Source organism: Vibrio mexicanus, assembly GCF_001012815.1.
GTDB classification, from domain to species: Bacteria; Pseudomonadota; Gammaproteobacteria; order Enterobacterales; family Vibrionaceae; genus Vibrio; species Vibrio mexicanus.
This window is the reverse complement of sequence record NZ_JYJP01000107.1, coordinates 13,566-32,147: the sequence shown is the minus strand read 5'-3', so window position 1 is coordinate 32,147 and position 18,582 is coordinate 13,566. Positions and strand designations below refer to the sequence as shown.

The window sequence follows — 18,582 nt, the reverse complement described above, 5'->3', positions numbered from 1 at the left end:
AAGAGACAGCTTTTCAAAGAGCCCTTTCAATCTAAGCGTTTCGCTGCTTTTGAAGTGCGATTGTCGCTTGATTAGCGCATATTCACTAGCGCATGGTAACGATATACCCTTTATATCCCACTCTGGAACTTCTCTGGAAACCTTTGCTAGGCGACGACGCGGGACGCTTTTCCAGAAAATGAAAAAAATTGCACTTTTTTTAAAGAAAATGGAAGTCTGGAAAACACTTTTTCCAGACTCAAATCGCCCCGTTTTTTGAGGAAAGCCCCCTTAGAGCTATGAGCTTTCTTCAACTAACGTTGAGCATATATCTTCACTAATCGCGTAGGTTCGGCTTGAATATCGGCTTGTGAAAGTGCGTTGTTCTGAACATTCGATATAACTAGCGACATTTGATTTTGCCTTACTGTAAGTTCCCAATGCTAATAGGGGAGCCAAAATAACCATAAGCACGATTCCTACTCTATTGATTTCCCCAATCGGTAAAGAAAGATTGAATTCATCTTTAACTACATGGAGCACTAAGTAGGGACAGATAAGTAACATTGAGTAGCTACCCCAGACATTCAGTAAACCAGGAATTTCAATAACAGGCAGTGAAAGAAATGCAGCTTCTAAATTATCAGAGACAAGCCATAATGCTAGGCATGAGGCTGACAAGAATAATAGTGCTCTAGCTAGGAACATAGAAAACGGTTCTTTAGTTTGAATAAGTTTCTTCAGTTAGCGTTAAGCATACTTCTTCACTAATAGCATAAGTGCGGCTTGAATATCGACTTGAAAAAGAACGTTGTTCTTTACACTCGACGTAATGAGAGATATTCGATTTTATGCTTGGTACGTAACTGTTGTTGCTAATGGAGTGACTACTAGTAGCAAAAAACCAGTTACCTTACTGAAGTCACCGACAGGTAATGCGTTTTTAATGAGCTGGTTTAACCACCAAACAAAAAGATAACAAGTAACCAACAGCATCCCATAAACGCCGGCAATATTGAGTAACCCATCCACTTTAACTACGCTTGACGCCTCAAAAGCGATAGATGCCAGTTCTAAACTCATTTTGCCAAGCCAATAAATGATAATTGGTAAAAATAAGAGCCTTGCTAAAACACTAATCATTAAATAATTCCTCAGTAGCTTTTGTAGGGAGGCTTTTCCGGAAAATACAAAAAACTGCACTTTTTTTGAAAAAAATGGAAGTCTGGAAAATAGTTTTCCAGACTTAAATCGCCCCGTTTTTGAGGAAAAGTCCCCCTTATATCTATGAGCTTTCTTCAACTAACGTTAAGCACATATCTTCACTAATCGCGTAGGTTCGGCTTGAATATCGGCTTGTGAAAGTGCGTTGTTCTGAACATTCGATATAACTAGTGACATTTGATTTTGCCTGACTGTAGAGTCCAAGAGAAAGCAAAGGGGCGACAATGATCAGTAACACCACACCAACTTTATTTATTTCCCCAATAGGTAGGGGTAGCTTAAACTGCTCCTTAACAACATAGAGAGCTAGGTATGGGAAAATTAATAACATAGCATTACTTGCCCAAATATTAATTAATCCATCAATCTTGACTATATCTTCGTTGGAAAAAGCGGTAACTACCTGGTCGCTCACTTGGTAAAAAGCGAGTAGTGTGACAAGGGTATATACAACTAGCCGGACTATGTTCATTGAAAGTATTTCTCTAGTGCTTTTGTCATTTCTTTAGAATAACCTTTATTGTTGTCTATTGAATCCAATGCTTTACCAAGAGCAAAAGAAACACCAGTAAAAATCAGACCCGTAACTAAAACCCCTACTGTTGCGGGTACTGTAGCGGTAATCAATGTTGCTCCAGCAAGCGTTATAAACCCTTTCGCTATATCGCCCGCAGAGTTACCAACAAACTCAGCCAGTGTGGCTTCATCTCGCAAAATGTAATCGGCCGCATTGATACCTACAGCAAACGCAACTTCAATTCCGGCATTAAATTTTACGTGATGTTTAGCATAGCGGGCAGCTCCTTTAAGGTCGTTTAACCCCAATCCTGCTTGGACAACTCTCGGATTGTTGGCTCCCCATTTATTGCCTTTCATCAAAGTTTGTTGATGGCGACGGAAATCTCGAATAATGACCCAATCTTTACCGTTGATATTTTTAGTTGAAGCTTTGACACCAAGGCCGCCAAGCCCTTTTGCTGTGTTATATGCTTCAACACTTCCTTTGGTAAGATCTGCGAAGTTTTTAGTATTGCCAACAGTGTCTTTTCCGCCGAGGTTAGCATAAAACTCTTGTGCTTCCTCCAAGGATAAAACGGCGATACTCGTAATTGGAGAGGTGTATTCAACATTTATCCATTTGTCCTCACCTTTAGCCAATGGGTTGTATGGTGGCCAAAACATGTTTCGAGGGTCAATTTCGAATTTTGCCTGTTCCTTGAATGTTGGCAAAACAAGGTATATTGGATCTAGTAAAGGCTGAGTTGGGAATACTACGACCACTTCTTCCACGTCTGCATCTGATAACCCATCAAGGTTCTGAGTGCTGCTACCCACAGGTAGAACCTTGTTATTTCGTAGGTTGGTAAAGTTTCGTGCCTGGCTACCCTCAAATAAAGGCCCTTCATTGTCATGGCCATTCCATTTTATAACTAACCCGCTTGGAAGAGTTGCAACTAGCGTACTGGAGTCATCAGTCGATTCAGTTTCAGCGATAACAACGGGGAGTGGTGCATCTTTTCGATGAAAACCAATGACATCCTCCCGTCTATTGTTAATTTGAAGTCTTAGTTTTAGGTCGGTATTGACGGTTGAAAGTTTAATGAAATCACTATTGTCGATTAAGTGTTCAGCTTTCATGCCAATAGCGCTGAACATCAAACACCATGCGGGCAAAACTTCTTCATCATTGTGGCTAACATGCCAGCCACCTAGGGGCCTAAGCATCAACTCAGCAGAGCTGGTTCCTTGCATGATTTTGAGTTCGCTTTCCGGCTCCATTTTTGAAAATCGGTGTTTAAAGTCGGAGCTTTTTCCTGATGTAAGCACTGCTACTTCACCAAACTGGCTTAAAGGTAAAGGCATGGTGGTGTCTGCTGAAGAAAGGATGTTTGCAGCGAAGGACTTGTCAGTATCAGAACCAAAATACTCAGAAAAATCTTTTAAGGTTTTTGAAAGTTCATTTGATGAAGAATCTAAAGGTAGCGAGTCAGTGCCGCTACTGGTGCTAGATAGCGACTTTGGGCGAGTATCGACTGCGTTTGTTATAGGAGGGGTGATTCCTTGTGCACTTCCTATCTCATTGTCATAAGCAATGGACCATATAGGAAAATAACTCTCTCTGGTTGCTTGCTGATAGATTGGATCTTCGCTTCCGACAGGGAGGATTCTGCTCGGAGAATTATACCCCATAGAATTTGGTGGGAAAATGCTATCTTCGTTAGTCATAGTACCGCTTCGGCATCATTAATGATGCGAACACTTTATCATCAAGTGTGAGTGGCTTTCTCACTGAAATACTAGTGAAAGTGCAATAATTCAAAGGTTTATCTGGTTGTTTTTTTGTTTAGTATCCAAATGAGTATGTTAAAAAAGGGCTCTTTTCAAAGAGCCCTTTCATTTTAAGCGTTTCGCTGCTGTTTAAGCACGATTCTTGCTTGATTAGCGCATATTCACTAGCGCATGGTAACGAACTCTTCCGAGCCTGTTGGGTGAATTGCCACAACAGAGTCGAAGTCTGCTTTGGTTGCACCCATCTTCATTGCAACGCCGAAGCCTTGAATCATTTCGTCTACGGTGAAACCGATGCCGTGTAGACCAACTACTGTCTCTTCTTCGCCAGCACACACAAGCTTCATCTTACATGGTTGACGGTGCTTAGTTACTGCGGTGTACATCGCAGTAAAGCCAGACGTGTAAACCTTCACGTTGTCTTTGCCGTATTTCTCTTCCGCTTCTTGCGTAGTCAGGCCGATAGTACCGATTGGTGGGTGGCTGAACACAACGGTTGGCACTAGGTTGTAGTCCATTTTCGCGTTGGTCTTGCCATTGAATAAACGCTCTGATAACTGACGACCGGCTTTAACTGCCACTGGTGTTAGCTCGATACCGCCTTCCATGATGTCGCCCACACAGTAGATGCCAGGTACGTTAGTCGCTTGGAACTCGTCGACTTTGATGTAGCCGCGATCGTTAGTTTCAACGCCAGTCGATGCAAGGTTGATTGCATCCGTTGCTGGGTGACGACCGATCGCCCAGATAAGCTGGTCAACGTTTTGTGTGTTACCGTTTTCTAGGTGAAGCGTTAGGCTGCCATCGGCTTCTTTAACCACTTCTTTTGGCACTGAGTGCGTGTGCAGTGTTGGGCCTTCCGCTTCCATCACTTCAACTAGCGTTTCGATGATCATTGGATCGAAGCTACGTAGTGGTGATTCTTTACGGCAGAACAGGTGAGTTTCTGTACCTAGCGCGCTAAGTACGCCTGCGATTTCAACCGCGATGTAACCTGCACCGATAACAGCAACACGTTTTGGTTGCTCGTTTAGCTCGAAGAAGCCGTTAGAGTCGATACCGTATTCCGCGCCTGGGATGTTTGGAATGGTAGGGCGGCCGCCGACTGCAATTAGGATGTGATCGGCTGTGTAGTGCTCGCCGTTTACTTCAACAGTTTTTTCGTCTACGAACTTAGCAAAACCTTTGATTACGTTTACTTTGTTGTTACCCAGTACGCGATCGTAAGACTGGTGGATACGGCCAATGTAAGCTTGGCGGCTCTCGACCAGTTTGCTCCAGTCAAAGCCTTTTACATCGACATCGAAGCCGTAGTCTTCAGCGTAAAGGTTCATTGCTTCAGCGATTTGAGCACCGTGCCACATCACTTTCTTAGGGACACAACCTACGTTTACACACGTACCACCAAGGTCTTGTGCTTCGATGAGTGCTACTTTTGCGCCGTACATTGCCGCGCGGTTTGCTGATGCGATGCCGCCTGAGCCGCCACCGATGCAGATGTAATCAAAATGAGTCGCCATGACTTTCTCCGAGCTTATTAATTTTTATGAGCATACACACTATATGGGGTTGAGTAAGTATGAACTCAACACACGGATATCGGCGTACACTTCCTTGTCCTTTTCGCTAACGAGTTTAGCAACTTTCCTAGATAGGAAAAAGCTTCATCGATAGCCGCTATTATTTGAAGGCAAAATAGAAAGAGGGCGATATTCGCCCTCTATACAAATTGCAATCAACTTACCCGCAGCAGCTTGATGATCCACAGCCACCTTGTTGCTGAATGTCTTTGCCTTCGCCAACATAAGTATTGGTGAGGTAGAAGTTAGAAAACTTCTCATTGAAGTCATCCGAAACGGTTTTTTCGACCAAACCTGTTGCCATTATGCTCTCTTGCCATGCCTGCATTTTTGGCAAGCCGCAGAAGAAATCATAGCCCGAATGTGCTTTTACCAAAGCCGCTCGATGGAGCAGTGGCAACCATGCCATATCGACATTACTTAAGTTGTCTGATTTAAAGAACTTGGTGTTGCCTGACAACTGCTTTTCGGCCTTTTCGAACGCCTTAAACAGTTTGGCTGCACGCTCATCAAAAGTAGCTTTGTCTTTGCTGCTCATGGTTCCACATTGTGCTAAATAGTGTTTTGAACCTAGGTAGCTCCATGCTCGGTCAAGTGCACGCTGCTCATTGGTTACCCCTTGCTCTAACGGGCCAAATTCGTCTTCGATGTACTCGGTAATCGCATCAGACTCAAACAGTGTCTTCCCAGATTCTGTGATTAGGATTGGCACTTGCCCGTTTGGCGAAATATCTAGGAACCATTGAGGTTTGTTTTTTAGCTCGATGTATTCAATTTCGTAAGGGATCTTTTTGGCTTCAAGTGCGGCAGTGACGCGTTGAACAAATGGGCAGATTTTGAAGCTAACAATTTTAATCATTTCTATTTCCTGAATAGTGTTGGTATTTACACTAACTAAGACGCAGCAAGATTCAGAAAGACGAAAAATAATCGAAAAAAGTTTGAGATTAGAAAATAGAGATAAAATAAGGCGTAATTTCAATAAATTACGCCTTAAAAAAGAATAGTTAAATAATTAGCTTATTCTGGAACAATCCACTCTACTTTGAAGTGGCCTGTTGCTGGAGCAATGGCCTCTTTTAAGAATGGTAGAATCTCGTTCATCTGGCTTTCTAGCTTCCATGGTGGGTTAATCACAATCATGCCAGAGGCCGTCATGCCACGTTCGTTGGTATCTGGTGATACGCCAAGCTCTATTTGCAGGATTTTTCGAATGCCTAAACCCTCAAGGCCTTCAATCATATCTTCGATGTCACAGCGGTTAACCACTGGGTACCAAATGGCGTAAATTCCCGTTGCCCAACGTTTATGGCTCTGCGCAATGGCAGTGACGACATCGCGATACTCTTTCGCTAGCTCATAGGGTGGGTCGATTAATACTAAACCACGACGCTCTTTCGGTGGTAAGCTGGCTTTCAAACGTTGGAAACCATCTTCTTTATAGATAGAAACCTGACGGTCACGATGAAACTCTTGCTCAAGTAAAGGGTAATCACTTGGGTGCAGCTCGGTCAGAACCATGCGATCTTGCTTACGCAGATGTGCACGCGCAACACGTGGCGAACCTGGGTAGTAACGTAGGTTGTCACCATTGTTGAGTACACGGATAGATTCTAGGTAGCTCTGAATCTCTTCTGGGATATCTTTTTGCTGCCAAATACGCGCAATGCCTTGCTTGTATTCGCCGGTTTTCTCTGACCATTCATGGGTGAGGTCGTATCGGCCTACGCCAGAGTGCGTATCGTGATACACGAACGGCTTGTCTTTTTGCTGCAGCGCATTGAGGATCAGGCTCTGAACAATGTGTTTCACTACATCGGCATGGTTGCCAGCGTGAAAGCTGTGACGGTAACTTAGCAAATCAATCTCTCAGATCGCCATGAAAGGCGAAGATATAGGGCATATAAAGTAGCTTTGATTATACGCCACTATTGAAAAATGCTGAACCTACCTATATTTACTATTTAAGACCGAGAAATATTATCAAAGATAACGGCACGTTATTTTCGCCAGTTGGCTTTGTCTAACAACAAGGAACGCTCTATGTCGAATCCGCTTCTGACCTTTACTGATCTCCCTCCGTTTTCACAAATTAAACCAGAACACGTTAAGCCTGCGGTAGAACAAGCGATTGCTGATTGCCGCGCGCAGATTGAACAATCTCTCAAAGACAATACCAATCCAAGCTGGGATAACCTAGTTTCACCGATTGAAGAAGCGGATGATCGCTTGAGTCGCTTATGGTCACCTGTGAGCCATATGAATTCAGTAGTGAACAGTGATGAGCTGCGTGAAGCATACGAAAGTTGCTTACCATTGCTATCAGAGTACGGTACTTGGGTAGGGCAACATAAAGGCCTGTTTGATGCGTACAAGAGCATTAAAGCGAGTGATAATTTTGCCGAGCTGACCCAAGCACAGAAGAAAACCATTACCGATGCATTGCGCGATTTTGAGCTTTCAGGTATCGGCTTGCCTGCAGATGAGCAGCATCGCTACGGTGAAATCAGCAAACGCATGTCAGAGCTAGGCTCTCAGTTCTCTAACAATGTGTTGGATGCAACCATGGGTTGGACAAAGCAAGTGACCGACGTAGAACAGTTGGCAGGCATGCCAGAGTCAGCGCTAGCGGCAGCCAAAGCAGCAGCAGAAGCGAAAGAGCTAGATGGTTACTTGTTGACGTTGGATATTCCGTCTTACCTGCCAGTGATGACTTACTGTGAAAACCAAGAACTGCGTAAAGAGCTTTACGAAGCGTATGTGACTCGCGCGTCAGATCGTGGTCCGAATGCAGGTAAATGGGATAACTCAGAGCTGATTGCAGAGCAGTTGAAACTGCGTCATGAGATTGCGCGTATTCTAGGTTTTAATACCTACAGCGAGAAGTCTCTGGCGACTAAGATGGCGGAAACCACAGACCAAGTACTGGGCTTCCTAAACGACTTGGCAACCAAGGCCAAACCACAAGGTGAGAAAGAAGTTGAGCAGTTGCGCCAGTTTGCCAAAGCAGAGTTCGGTGTAGATGCGTTAGAGTTGTGGGATATCGCTTACTACAGTGAAAAACAAAAACAGCACTTGTTTGAAATCTCTGATGAAGAGCTTCGTCCTTACTTCCCTGAATCAAAAGCGGTAAGTGGCCTATTTGAAGTGCTTAACCGCGTATTTGGTATGAAGGTAGAAGAGCGCAGCGGCGTGGATACTTGGCATGAGTCGGTACGATTTTTTGACATCTTTGATGCCGAAGGCCAGCTACGTGGTAGCTTCTATCTAGACCTGTACGCACGTGAGCACAAACGTGGTGGCGCGTGGATGGATGATTGCCGTGGTCGTCGTATTACCCAGTCTAGCGAGCTGCAAACTCCGGTAGCGTACCTAACGTGTAACTTCAACCGTCCAGTCGGTGACAAGCCAGCGCTATTTACGCATGATGAAGTTGTGACGCTATTCCATGAGTTCGGCCACGGTATTCACCACATGCTCACGCAAGTGGATGCTGGCGCGGTTTCTGGTATTAACGGTGTGCCTTGGGATGCGGTTGAGCTGCCAAGTCAGTTCTTAGAAAACTGGTGTTGGGAAGAGGAAGCGCTAGCGTTTATCTCGGGTCACTACGAAACTGGCGAACCTCTGCCGAAAGCCATGCTTGATAAGATGCTTGCTGCGAAGAACTTCCAATCTGCGATGTTCATTCTTCGCCAGCTAGAGTTTGGTTTGTTTGATTTCACTCTACACACTAACTACGACCCAGAGGTTGGGCCGAAAGTGCTTGAGACACTGGCAGATGTGAAAGCCAAAGTCGCGGTACTGCCAAGCCTTGAGTGGAACCGCTTCTCGCACAGCTTCAGCCATATCTTTGCGGGTGGTTACAGTGCAGGGTACTACAGCTACTTATGGGCAGAAGTCTTGTCTTCAGATGCGTTCTCGCGCTTTGAAGAGGAAGGTATCTTCAATACGGAAACCGGTAAGAGCTTCCTGAATAATGTTCTAGAGATGGGTGGCAGTGAAGAACCGATGGAGCTATTCAAACGCTTCCGAGGTCGCGAGCCACAAATCGATGCGCTGCTGCGTCACTCGGGGATTCAAGCTTAATTAGCTCGAAAGGTCAACAGGCCCTAATCCTCTTATATAAAAACAAACCCACCTTTTGGTGGGTTTGTTGTTTTTAAACTAAATTACTGCACTAACAAGACTCGTTGATTTTGAATTAAATCGCATTAGTCGTTGGTCATTTTGTTTCTCAGCCAATGATCGGCAGATACGAGCCCAGGTCCCCAGACAATGACAATTAAGATCATTAATCCCCAAAGCTGGTGGTCATAGAAACCTTTTTCCCACAGTAGCGGGTAAGAGACTACTGCGATAATGTTAAACATAAACAGAATGGCAGCCATTGGTCGAGTTAACAGCCCTAGTGCGAGGAAAACAGGCAAGATAAGCTCGGCGGCCGTCCCCATATATGCAGCCATTTCCCATGGCAGAATCGGTACCTGATATTCGTACTCGAATAGAAACAGCGTGCTATCCCAACTGGCAATTTTAGTCAGCCCAGAATTAAAGAACACCCACGCAACCCACAAACGGCAGAACAGCAGCAAGAGTGGAATGAACCCAGTTTGAAGGTGGATATGAGCGTGTCGTATTTGCTTAGTAAGGTATGACTCGTGGTCGATGGTGTGTTCGAATTCATAATTTGTCCTTAGTGGTTCAGGGCTTACGCCTGACTCACGGTAAATCCAGCGACAATTCCTAGCTCAATCATCTTGTTTAAATGGGGCAGTAGAGATTCGGAGACGTTTTGTAGCTTTGTGCCACATCGAATCTCTTGCAGTAACTGATACTCTTCTTCAGAGAGTACGGCTTGCCATGTGCTGCCATCTGGCTTAGGTACCAGCACGCCATATTGCGGCATTTCAACGTCGAGCTGGCTGAAGTCGTTGCTCTCAATTGCCTGTTTTAATGTGATCACCGCATAAGGAGAACTAACAGGCGTAACACCATGATGTAAATGCAAGCAGACGTTAGGGTGTTCTTCGGCGGCAATAGAAGCGAGCGCAGCCATGGGTTTCCAATTAGGCTTGAAAGTTTGTTCGGCGACAGTTTGGTTTACACAGTCCATCAGCCATTCGAACTTTGCCACCTCGGGTGAGTAGGGCGCAGCCTCTATTACAGCAGGAAATAGTTCGATGGTTTGATCAAACCCTTCTCCATAATGAGTGACATCGCCTTCAAGTAACGGATTCTTCAATACATGCTGACGCGCTATCTGTTCAAAGCATTCGCATCCGAGTAGAGCTTCGACCATAGGGTATGTGGCTTGCAGCACTTCTGACAGGCTGATAATAAAATTGTTTCGGTAGATCTGAATTCGTTCTTCACTTGAGAAATGGTCAGCCACAATATCGCAAGACTCACCGCTTGCCTCATAGTGCAACGCTTGTGCAAACTGCTGCTGCAGTTTGGCCAAAGGCATGTCCGTATTGGTGGTAACAAGAGACTGACTCATGATGCTTCCTTAGTACTTAACTGGGCAGCTGCTTCTCGAGTTGCGGTTTCTAGCTCGGGTTTACAAAACTGATTGAGAATCGTGGTCGCTTTTGACGCCTCTTCCAGTAGCACTTCTGGCTCGGGAATATCTAAATCCCATTCGATAAGCGTGTGCCTTTCACCGTGTTTCGCTACCCAATTTGAATAGAGCTGCCAAACCTCATCGCTGACACGCTGACTGTGAGTATCTATCCAAATTTCACCTTGCTCTAACTGTTTTATAGTGAAGCCTGCCAAGTGAATTTCGTCAACTTTGTCAGCGTCAATCGCATTGAGATAGGCTTCACTACTAAAGCCGTGATTGAAGGCTGAAACGTGGATATTGTTGAGGTCGAGCAGCAAACGACAATCGGTGCGCTTTTGTACCTGGCTCAAGAACTCCCACTCCGGAATGGTGGAATGGTTGAATGCTAAGTAGCTAGATGGGTTCTCAATTAGCATTGGTCGCTGCAGGCTGTCTTCGACTTCAAGCACATTGCGGCAGAACACATCAAGTGCTTCTTCAGTGTATGGAAGTGGAAGTAAATCATTGAAATAGTGGCCGCCGTGTTCACTCCAGCTTAAGTGGTCGGAAACAAAGATAGGGTCTATTTCAGTGATTAACTGTTTAAGGTTAGACAGGTGAGATTGGCTGATTCGAGACACACTGCCCAATGATAACCCAATGCCGTGACAACTGATTTGATGATGATTAGCTATCGAGTTTAGGCGCTTTCTTGTATCGGAGTAAGGTTGGAAGTAGTTCTCACTGTGGATCTCTAACCAGCTTACTTGCGGTGCTTGGTTAGTGAAGAAATCTAGATGAGGAGTGCGGAGTCCGATTCCGACTTTCTGGTGTTGGTTCACAGGGTTTTCCTATCTTGTGGCTTGAAAGGCGTTCTCGGAGCTGGTGTTGAGCACGTCGCTCCGAGAACAAAGTTTGATTAAGCTGACTCAGTGCTGCCGCCAGTTAACTTGCCACATAGGCCTTTAGGAACAACAACAAACGCATCTTTTTGATTATCTTCTTTTGCTGTACCTGCACATGAGCTAGATTTCGTCGCACAATCGTTTTTACCTGCTTTTGAGACGCCGTAGCACTTCTCTTTATCCATTGCGACTGCTGGAGCAGCGGTAAGCATAGTGCCGCCTAGAGCAACAAGACCTGTGATAGCAGCAGTAACAGCAAGATTAGACTTTTTCATAGTGATTCCCTCAGACTGAATTGATAGTTTTATTAGGCAACTCTCTCAATGAGTTGCTTAATTAAAAGGATAGAGAAGCAATCGGAAATCTTTCAAAAAAATCATATTTTCTACAAATAAACTCACCATAACCTATATAACCTTATGATTTTTAATGGATAAAAAGGTGAAGATTTTTTGCTCTTTTTGGTCTGATATCGCTGCTCGGTTTGGGTTATAATCAATAATTATGTATAAATAACCAGTAGCTTTAGTCATGATCGATCCCTCCTTCTTAATTGATGGTCTTAACGATAAACAGCGTGAGGCAGTGGCCGCACCATTAGAAAATTTGCTTGTACTAGCCGGTGCGGGGAGTGGTAAAACTCGAGTACTTGTTCATCGAATTGCGTGGTTGATGTCGGTAGAACAGGCGTCGCCTTTTTCGATCATGTCGGTGACCTTCACCAACAAAGCTGCCGCCGAAATGCGTGGCCGTATTGAAGAGCTGATGATGGGCAGTGCATCAGGTATGTGGAATGGTACTTTCCACGGCATTTGCCATCGTATTCTCCGTGCTCATTACCTTGATGCTAAGCTGCCAGAAGATTTCCAAATCATTGATACAGATGATCAGATTCGTCTGCTTCGTCGTTTGATTAAAGCGCAAAACCTCGACGAGAAACAGTGGCCAGCCAAACAAGCGGCTTGGTGGATCAACGGTAAGAAAGATGAGGGATTACGTCCATCGCACATCGACGCTTACCATGACCCAATTACCAAAACGTATCTGCAAATTTATACCGCGTATCAAGAGGCGTGTGACCGTGCTGGTTTGGTCGATTTTGCCGAAATCTTGCTGCGTGCTCATGAGCTACTGCGAGAGAAAAAGCACATTCGTGAACACTACCAAGCGCGCTTTAAGCATATTCTGGTGGACGAATTCCAAGATACCAACAACATCCAATACGCATGGCTGCGTATGATGGCAGGGCCAGATTGTCACGTGATGATCGTAGGTGATGACGACCAGTCGATCTATGGTTGGCGCGGTGCGAAAGTGGAAAACATCGAGAAGTTTACCCTTGAGTTTCCTAGTGTAAATACTATCCGTTTGGAGCAGAATTACCGCTCAACCAAAACCATTCTTGAAGCGTCTAACGCCTTGATTGCCAACAACACTGAGCGCATGGGTAAAGAGCTTTGGACCGATGGTAAAGAAGGTGAGCCGATCTCAGTTTACTCAGCGTACAACGAGCTGGATGAAGCGCGCTTTACCGTTAACAAAATCAAAGAGTGGCAAGAGAAAGGCGGCTCTTTGGAAGATGCCGCGATGCTGTATCGAAACAACGCTCAGTCGCGTGTATTGGAAGAAGCCCTGATTCAATCAGGCCTACCGTATCGTATTTATGGTGGCATGCGATTCTTCGAACGTCAGGAGATCAAAGATGCGCTGAGCTATCTGCGTTTGATGGCAAATCGTAACGACGATGCGGCCTTTGAACGTGTAGTCAATACCCCAACGCGTGGTCTGGGCGATAAGACGTTAGAGACTATCCGATTTGCAGCCCGTGATCGCGGCGCGACGATGTGGCAAGCAAGTCTCGCCTTGCTGGATGAGCAAGTATTGGCTGGCCGTGCAGCAGGGGCATTGAGCCGTTTTGTTGAGCTTATCAACGCGATGGAAGATGACACTGCTGAAATGCTCTATTTGAGCAAACTGACCACGTGATCAAGTACTCGGGTTTGTTTGCGATGTATGAGCAAGAGAAAGGTGAGAAGTCGAAAGCTCGTATTGAGAACTTGGAAGAACTGGTAACGGCGACTCGCCAGTTCGAGAAGCCAGAAGAAGCCGAAGAGATGACGCTGCTGACGGCATTCTTGACTCATGCTGCGCTGGAATCCGGTGAAGGTCAGGCGGATGAGTTTGAAGATGCGGTTCAGCTCATGACTTTGCACAGTGCGAAAGGTTTGGAGTTCCCACTTGTCTTTATGGTCGGTGTGGAAGAGGGCATGTTCCCAAGCCAGATGTCTGCGGAAGAAGCGGGGCGTTTAGAAGAAGAGCGACGTCTGTGTTATGTGGGAATGACCCGCGCTAAAGAGAAGCTGTTCATCACTTATGCAGAGATGCGCCGCCTATACGGACAAGACAAATACCATAAGCCATCACGCTTTATTCGTGAGTTACCTGAAGGTTGCCTAGACGAAGTGCGTATGAAAGCGCAAGTGAGCCGCCAGCAAGCAGTGGTCGTTTTAGTCAAACTACGGTGAAAGAGAACTTTAATGAGACAGGCTTTGCACTTGGTTCTCGAGTTCAACACCCTAAGTTTGGTGAAGGTACGATTATCAACTTTGAAGGCAGTGGCCCACAAGGCCGAGTGCAAGTCGCCTTTAATGGCGAAGGCATTAAGTGGTTAGTGACCGCTTATGCCAAATTAGAAAAGCTATAATGAGTTTAACTGAATAAAGTAAAAGAGCAGCCTAAGAGCTGCTCTTTTTGATTCTAGAGTTGGGTGAGTGGCTTTAGCCATATTGCTAGTCGATTTTGTTGGGGAGCTAATGGCTAGCCAGAAAAGAAAAACCCCGAGGGCTTACGCCCATCGGGGTTATAGTCTTACTCGCAGCAATCCGGCTACTATAGGTGCTCCATGCATCTAATCCATGATAGTGTGCTGTAATCCTTCAGCATAATCCTTACGTCGCTATCCTAGCGGTGTCCTAGTGACCTTATCCTGGTCTGCTAACAATCCTCGTTAGCGCACTTCACTTGTTCCTTGAGCGGTGTCCCTGACATCATCCTGATGTTAAGTCCTTGCCTCATCCTGAGGTGTCCATTGTCTTTCCTTAGTAGTAACCATCCTAGTTACTATTGCGTCCATTCAATGTCCAATTCGCTATCCGTGCCGAACATTCATCCTGAATATCCGTGTCTTCTTCCTGAAGACCACCAAGTCCATGGTGTATTTCCTGTTCCGTGTCAGCATCCTTCCGACAGGGTTAATATTACCGCTTCCAAGCGTAGCAGCAATGCGCTCTTTATCTATAAATAGCTTAATATGTAGGTTAAATATTACTCGTATCTATATAAAACAATGGGTTATGAGTGACTTGGTTCAATTGTCTGTAGAAAGAAAAGAGTATTGCTCACCCCTTTGTGCGAGATCTCGCACAAAAGGGGCAAGCGGATAGAGTAAAAATGAGCCCTATTTTCCGATGGCGACACCCTCTCTTCGGGGGTCGGCTGCGCCTATTAATTCATTTTTATGTAATAAAATTGCATGAATACCAGAGTTTAAGTCGCGAATATTTACTTTGAACCCCATCTTTTCTAACGACTCTTTCATCGAAATAGCTTGAGTATCTTGCTCTATGTCTAATTCGCCAAAGCGATTGAGTAGGCGAGGTTGGTTAGCTGCTTCTTGAATATTCATTCCCCACTGAGTATGGGCAATGATCGCCTGTGAGACATAGCCAATGATGCGACTGCCACCAGGGGAGCCGATCGCCATATAAGGTTTACCATCTTGCATCATAATGGTCGGCGCCATTGAAGAGCGCGGTCGCTTACCCGGTTCTAAACGGTTGGCGATAGGTGTGCCATTCTTGTGGGTTCTGAATGAAAAATCAGTCAACTCATTGTTGAGTAAGAAGCCATTGACCATTAAACGCGAGCCAAACACATTCTCAATCGTTGTCGTTATAGAGACGACGTTGCCCTCGCTATCTACCACATTGAAATGACTGGTCGACGGCAGTTCAATCGATTCGTCTTGGCTGAGGTTCATCGCATGGTCCCACGGTGGGGTTCCGGCAGATGTGGTTTCTAATGCTCTGCCTACGGTGATCAGCTTGGCACGGTCTTCAAGGTAGGTTTCATCGATTAGTCCTTGCGTTGGCATTGGCACGAAGTCTTCGTCGGCCATGTAAAGGCCGCGGTCAGCAAAGGCAAGGCGTGAAGCATCTGCGATAACCTGCCAAGAGCGCGGGTCTTTCGGCCCCCACTTTTTAAGATCAAAATGCTCCGTCATGCCCAGTATTTGCCCAACCGTGAGTGCGCCTGAACTTGGCGGCCCCATGCCGCAGATTTGATAGCGTGATAGTTAGAGCAAACGGGTGAGCGCTGCTTGATTTGGTAAGCGTCGAAATCTACTTGGGCTAAGACGCCCGGGTTACCGGGGGCATTTTGCACGGTATCAATAATGCTTTGAGCGATCTCGCCTTGATAGAAAGCATCAGCGCCTTTGTCTGATATGGCTTTTAAGGTTTGGGCATACTCGGGGTTTTTGAGTCGTGTGCCTGCCGTTTTTGGCTTGCCTTGCTCATCAAAGAAATAAGCTTTGGTGGTTTCGAATCGAGATAGGTGTTTTTGATCTCTTTCTATAAGAGTGGCGAGACGTGGGCTGATTTCAAATCCTTGTTCGGCGACTTCAATAACAGGCTTGATGAGCGTTTTCCAATCTAGCTTGCCGTATTTTTGGTGGGTATCCCAAAGGAGTTTGACGGTGCCCGGTGTGCCAACCGAGCGGCCACCTACAACAGCGTCGAAGAATTTGAGTGGCTGGCCTGATTGGTCAAGGAATAGTTTCGGTGTAGCATTGAGCGGCGCTGTCTCGCGACCATCAAAGGTAGTCAGTTGGTTGCTCTTAGCATCCCAGTAAACAAGGAAGGCACCACCTCCGATTCCGGAAGACTGCGGCTCTACCAAACCAAGCATTAATTGCACGGTAACCATTGCATCAATGGCGCTGCCGCCTTGGGCTAAAATGTCTGCACCCGCTTGAGTTGCGATAGGATTCGCGGCAGTGACCATCCAGTCCTTGGCGGTAACGAGTTGCTTTTCCTCTAGGCCAGAGCTGTATTCGGGTGCAACGGAATCCGCGACCTGACTGGCCCAACTCTGACTCACTCCTAAACCGCTTAGCCCTAGCCAACCAAGCGAAACCGTTGCAAGTGCACCATAGAGGGCGGTGCGTTTAAGATTCCACAGCATGACGTTCTCCTTATTGTTTTGATAACAGAAATCGTGGCAGTGGAACGCAATAAGATCTAGTGCTCTGTTGGTAAAATGTTCAATTGATTCATATTTTTGACCGAAAATACGAATAAAGAGGCGATAGCCGTTGCCGCAACAAATGCTATCGCAAACACAGAATGAAGGGGCTTTGTCTGGTTAACTAGGCAAGTAATGACTGAATGGATTGGCTCAAAATACTCACACCGATGGTTGCGAATAGCAGGCCACAGATGCCATCAATATAAACGCTGATATTGAGTAGCTTCTTTTGCAGCCTAGAGGTCGACAGAACCCATGCCAGGAATGAGAACCACGCTAAAGAGAGGCTCCATAGAATCATTAGGCGATGCCTTTACCACCAAGTGACATGCTAGCTGGTACTAAGCTAGACATTAAACTCACAAAGAATACTAAAGCTTTTGGGTTCAAGATGTTGGTAGTGAATCCGCGTGAGAATGCCTGACGCTTATTGGATAACACCAGATGCTCTGCGCTGCTTTGTGTTATTTCTTCGGATGAGCGTAGTCTTGAAATCGTCGCTTTTAGCGCGCCGTAGCCTAAGTAGGCGAGATAGCTGCCCCCAGCCAATTGAAGCAAGGCAAATAGTGTTGGCTGCTGGTGAACCAAGTAGCTCACTCCCGTTAGGCTTAAGATGGAATGAAGCAAAATTCCGAACGATAAGCCTAGCGCAATATACAGACCAGTCTGCCTGCCATAGCGCGTGGCGTTTTGCACCACAAGGGCAAAATCAGGACCGGGGCTCATTAGGGCAATAAAATGCACGGTCGCAAGAGTGATAAGAATAGTGGCTTCATTCATTGGGCTTTCTACACAGTGTTTTGAGTTATTGGCTTGCAGTGTGCCACGAGAAAATCAGCGGTAATTGTAAATTATCGACACTCACTGATTTGAGAGGGGGTAACGCCATAAGTTACTTTGAAGGCTTTGGTGAAATGCGCTTGGTCGTAAAAGCCGACACGGTGGGCCACTTCGGTACTGCTGATGCCAGATTTCAACAGTTTCATGGCTTGCTCTAGTCGCAATCGGCTTAACCATGCATAGGGTGTGATGCCCATTTTGGCTTTGAAATGGCGCTGGAACTGAGTTGAGCTCAATTGGCAAAGATGCGCTAAGGTCTCGAGTTGTATCGGCTGATCAAGGTTTGCCATCAAGTACTCTTTGAGTATTTCGATACTTTTATTGCCCAGAGGAATGGTGCGTGGCTGCACATAATTGCCATATTGCTCAAACAGTTGTTCAAAGCCTTCATATAATAAGCAGTCTTGCGCCAATTGGCTGATAGGTGAGGAAGACAAAGATTCCGGCTTGGTTGAGCTAGATGTAAGCTTGGGACTCTGCTGTCCGAGCAAAGTGTGGGTTTGGTATAAGCGACGGAACAAGTCCGGATTAGACACCACGGTTTGGTTAAAATTAATGATGGATGAAGAAGCCTCTGAATTGGCTAAATTGGATAGCCAAGTCGGGTCTATCGAGAAGACTTTGACTTGATAGCCTTGCTTAAGAACAGACTGGCCATCGTGCAATTCATCGGGCGGCATAACGACCATTTGGCCATGCCCCGCACTGAGAGAGCTGCCTTGATGAGTAAACTTTTGCTCGCCCTTAGTGATGAGGCCGATGTGGAAATCAAGGTGGTAATGACGCTGAAAGGCAAAGTTCTGATACTCGGCATCGATAAGGTCCACGCCTTTTTCCGATGTTTGTGTGTAGTCGACTTTGTCCATAATACGAGTCCAATCTCCATGCTAGAACCCAAAACGACAGAGGCCTA

12 protein-coding genes and 4 pseudogenes are annotated in these 18,582 nt (G+C 45.7%); 3 read left to right on the top strand and 13 right to left on the bottom strand.

Annotated features, from left to right (window positions below; all coding sequences use genetic code 11):
• Positions 1-259 (top strand): hypothetical protein (locus tag UA76_RS24845; protein ID WP_238322325.1); only part of this gene is annotated, 259 nt, incomplete at its 5' end.
• A gap of 569 nt (positions 260-828) precedes the next feature.
• Here the strand turns inward: UA76_RS24845 and UA76_RS16065 are convergent.
• The 6 genes from UA76_RS16065 to UA76_RS16040 all read right to left on the bottom strand — a co-directional run bounded on the left by UA76_RS16065 (position 829) and on the right by UA76_RS16040 (position 6,932).
• On the bottom strand, positions 829-1,122 hold the full coding sequence (locus tag UA76_RS16065) for a hypothetical protein (RefSeq protein WP_047048222.1): 294 nt from the start codon (positions 1,120-1,122) through the stop codon (positions 829-831).
• A 142-nt stretch (positions 1,123-1,264) separates the two neighbouring features.
• On the bottom strand, positions 1,265-1,618 hold the full coding sequence (locus tag UA76_RS16060; protein WP_157617652.1) for a hypothetical protein: 354 nt from the start codon (positions 1,616-1,618) through the stop codon (positions 1,265-1,267).
• 53 nt (positions 1,619-1,671) lie between these two features.
• A complete protein-coding gene (locus tag UA76_RS23705; protein ID WP_157617651.1) occupies positions 1,672-3,429 on the bottom strand; it encodes an S-type pyocin domain-containing protein in 1,758 nt (585 codons plus the stop codon).
• A gap of 227 nt (positions 3,430-3,656) precedes the next feature.
• The gene (gene gorA / locus UA76_RS16050; RefSeq protein ID WP_047048219.1) at positions 3,657-5,012 is read right to left on the bottom strand and encodes a glutathione-disulfide reductase; all 1,356 of its coding nucleotides are present in this window, start codon (positions 5,010-5,012) and stop codon (positions 3,657-3,659) included.
• 220 nt (positions 5,013-5,232) lie between these two features.
• Positions 5,233-5,931 (bottom strand): glutathione S-transferase family protein, encoded by a 699-nt coding sequence (locus UA76_RS16045; RefSeq protein WP_047048217.1) that lies wholly within the window; start codon positions 5,929-5,931, stop codon positions 5,233-5,235.
• A gap of 161 nt (positions 5,932-6,092) precedes the next feature.
• Positions 6,093-6,932: a 23S rRNA (adenine(2030)-N(6))-methyltransferase RlmJ gene (locus UA76_RS16040; protein WP_047048214.1), complete on the bottom strand. Its 840-nt coding sequence runs from the start codon at positions 6,930-6,932 to the stop codon at positions 6,093-6,095.
• A gap of 183 nt (positions 6,933-7,115) precedes the next feature.
• On the opposite strand from UA76_RS16040, the gene prlC reads away from it, so the two are divergent.
• Positions 7,116-9,158 (top strand): oligopeptidase A, encoded by a 2,043-nt coding sequence (gene prlC / locus UA76_RS16035; RefSeq protein ID WP_047048211.1) that lies wholly within the window; start codon positions 7,116-7,118, stop codon positions 9,156-9,158.
• Between the two features lie 125 nt (positions 9,159-9,283).
• Here prlC and UA76_RS16030 read toward each other — a convergent pair.
• From UA76_RS16030 to UA76_RS16015, 4 genes and pseudogenes are all read right to left on the bottom strand, one after another.
• Positions 9,284-9,756: pseudogene (locus tag UA76_RS16030) on the bottom strand (DoxX family protein).
• A 24-nt stretch (positions 9,757-9,780) separates the two neighbouring features.
• Positions 9,781-10,539: an HvfC/BufC N-terminal domain-containing protein gene (locus UA76_RS16025; protein ID WP_047048228.1), complete on the bottom strand. Its 759-nt coding sequence runs from the start codon at positions 10,537-10,539 to the stop codon at positions 9,781-9,783.
• Between the two features lie 29 nt (positions 10,540-10,568).
• The gene (gene bufB / locus UA76_RS16020) at positions 10,569-11,459 is read right to left on the bottom strand and encodes an MNIO family bufferin maturase (protein ID WP_047048209.1); all 891 of its coding nucleotides are present in this window, start codon (positions 11,457-11,459) and stop codon (positions 10,569-10,571) included.
• Positions 11,460-11,536: 77 nt separating this feature from the next.
• Positions 11,537-11,797 (bottom strand): BufA1 family periplasmic bufferin-type metallophore, encoded by a 261-nt coding sequence (locus UA76_RS16015; RefSeq protein ID WP_047048205.1) that lies wholly within the window; start codon positions 11,795-11,797, stop codon positions 11,537-11,539.
• A gap of 256 nt (positions 11,798-12,053) precedes the next feature.
• Between UA76_RS16015 and uvrD the strand changes: the two are divergent.
• Positions 12,054-14,226: pseudogene (gene uvrD, locus UA76_RS16010) on the top strand (DNA helicase II).
• A 753-nt stretch (positions 14,227-14,979) separates the two neighbouring features.
• Here the strand turns inward: uvrD and ggt are convergent.
• The 3 genes and pseudogenes from ggt to UA76_RS15995 all read right to left on the bottom strand — a co-directional run bounded on the left by ggt (position 14,980) and on the right by UA76_RS15995 (position 18,535).
• A pseudogene (gene ggt / locus UA76_RS16005) lies at positions 14,980-16,766 on the bottom strand (gamma-glutamyltransferase).
• Between the two features lie 184 nt (positions 16,767-16,950).
• Positions 16,951-17,609: pseudogene (locus tag UA76_RS16000) on the bottom strand (LysE family translocator).
• Positions 17,610-17,680: 71 nt separating this feature from the next.
• Positions 17,681-18,535 (bottom strand): AraC family transcriptional regulator, encoded by an 855-nt coding sequence (locus UA76_RS15995; protein WP_047048202.1) that lies wholly within the window; start codon positions 18,533-18,535, stop codon positions 17,681-17,683.
• Positions 18,536-18,582 lie beyond the last annotated feature (47 nt).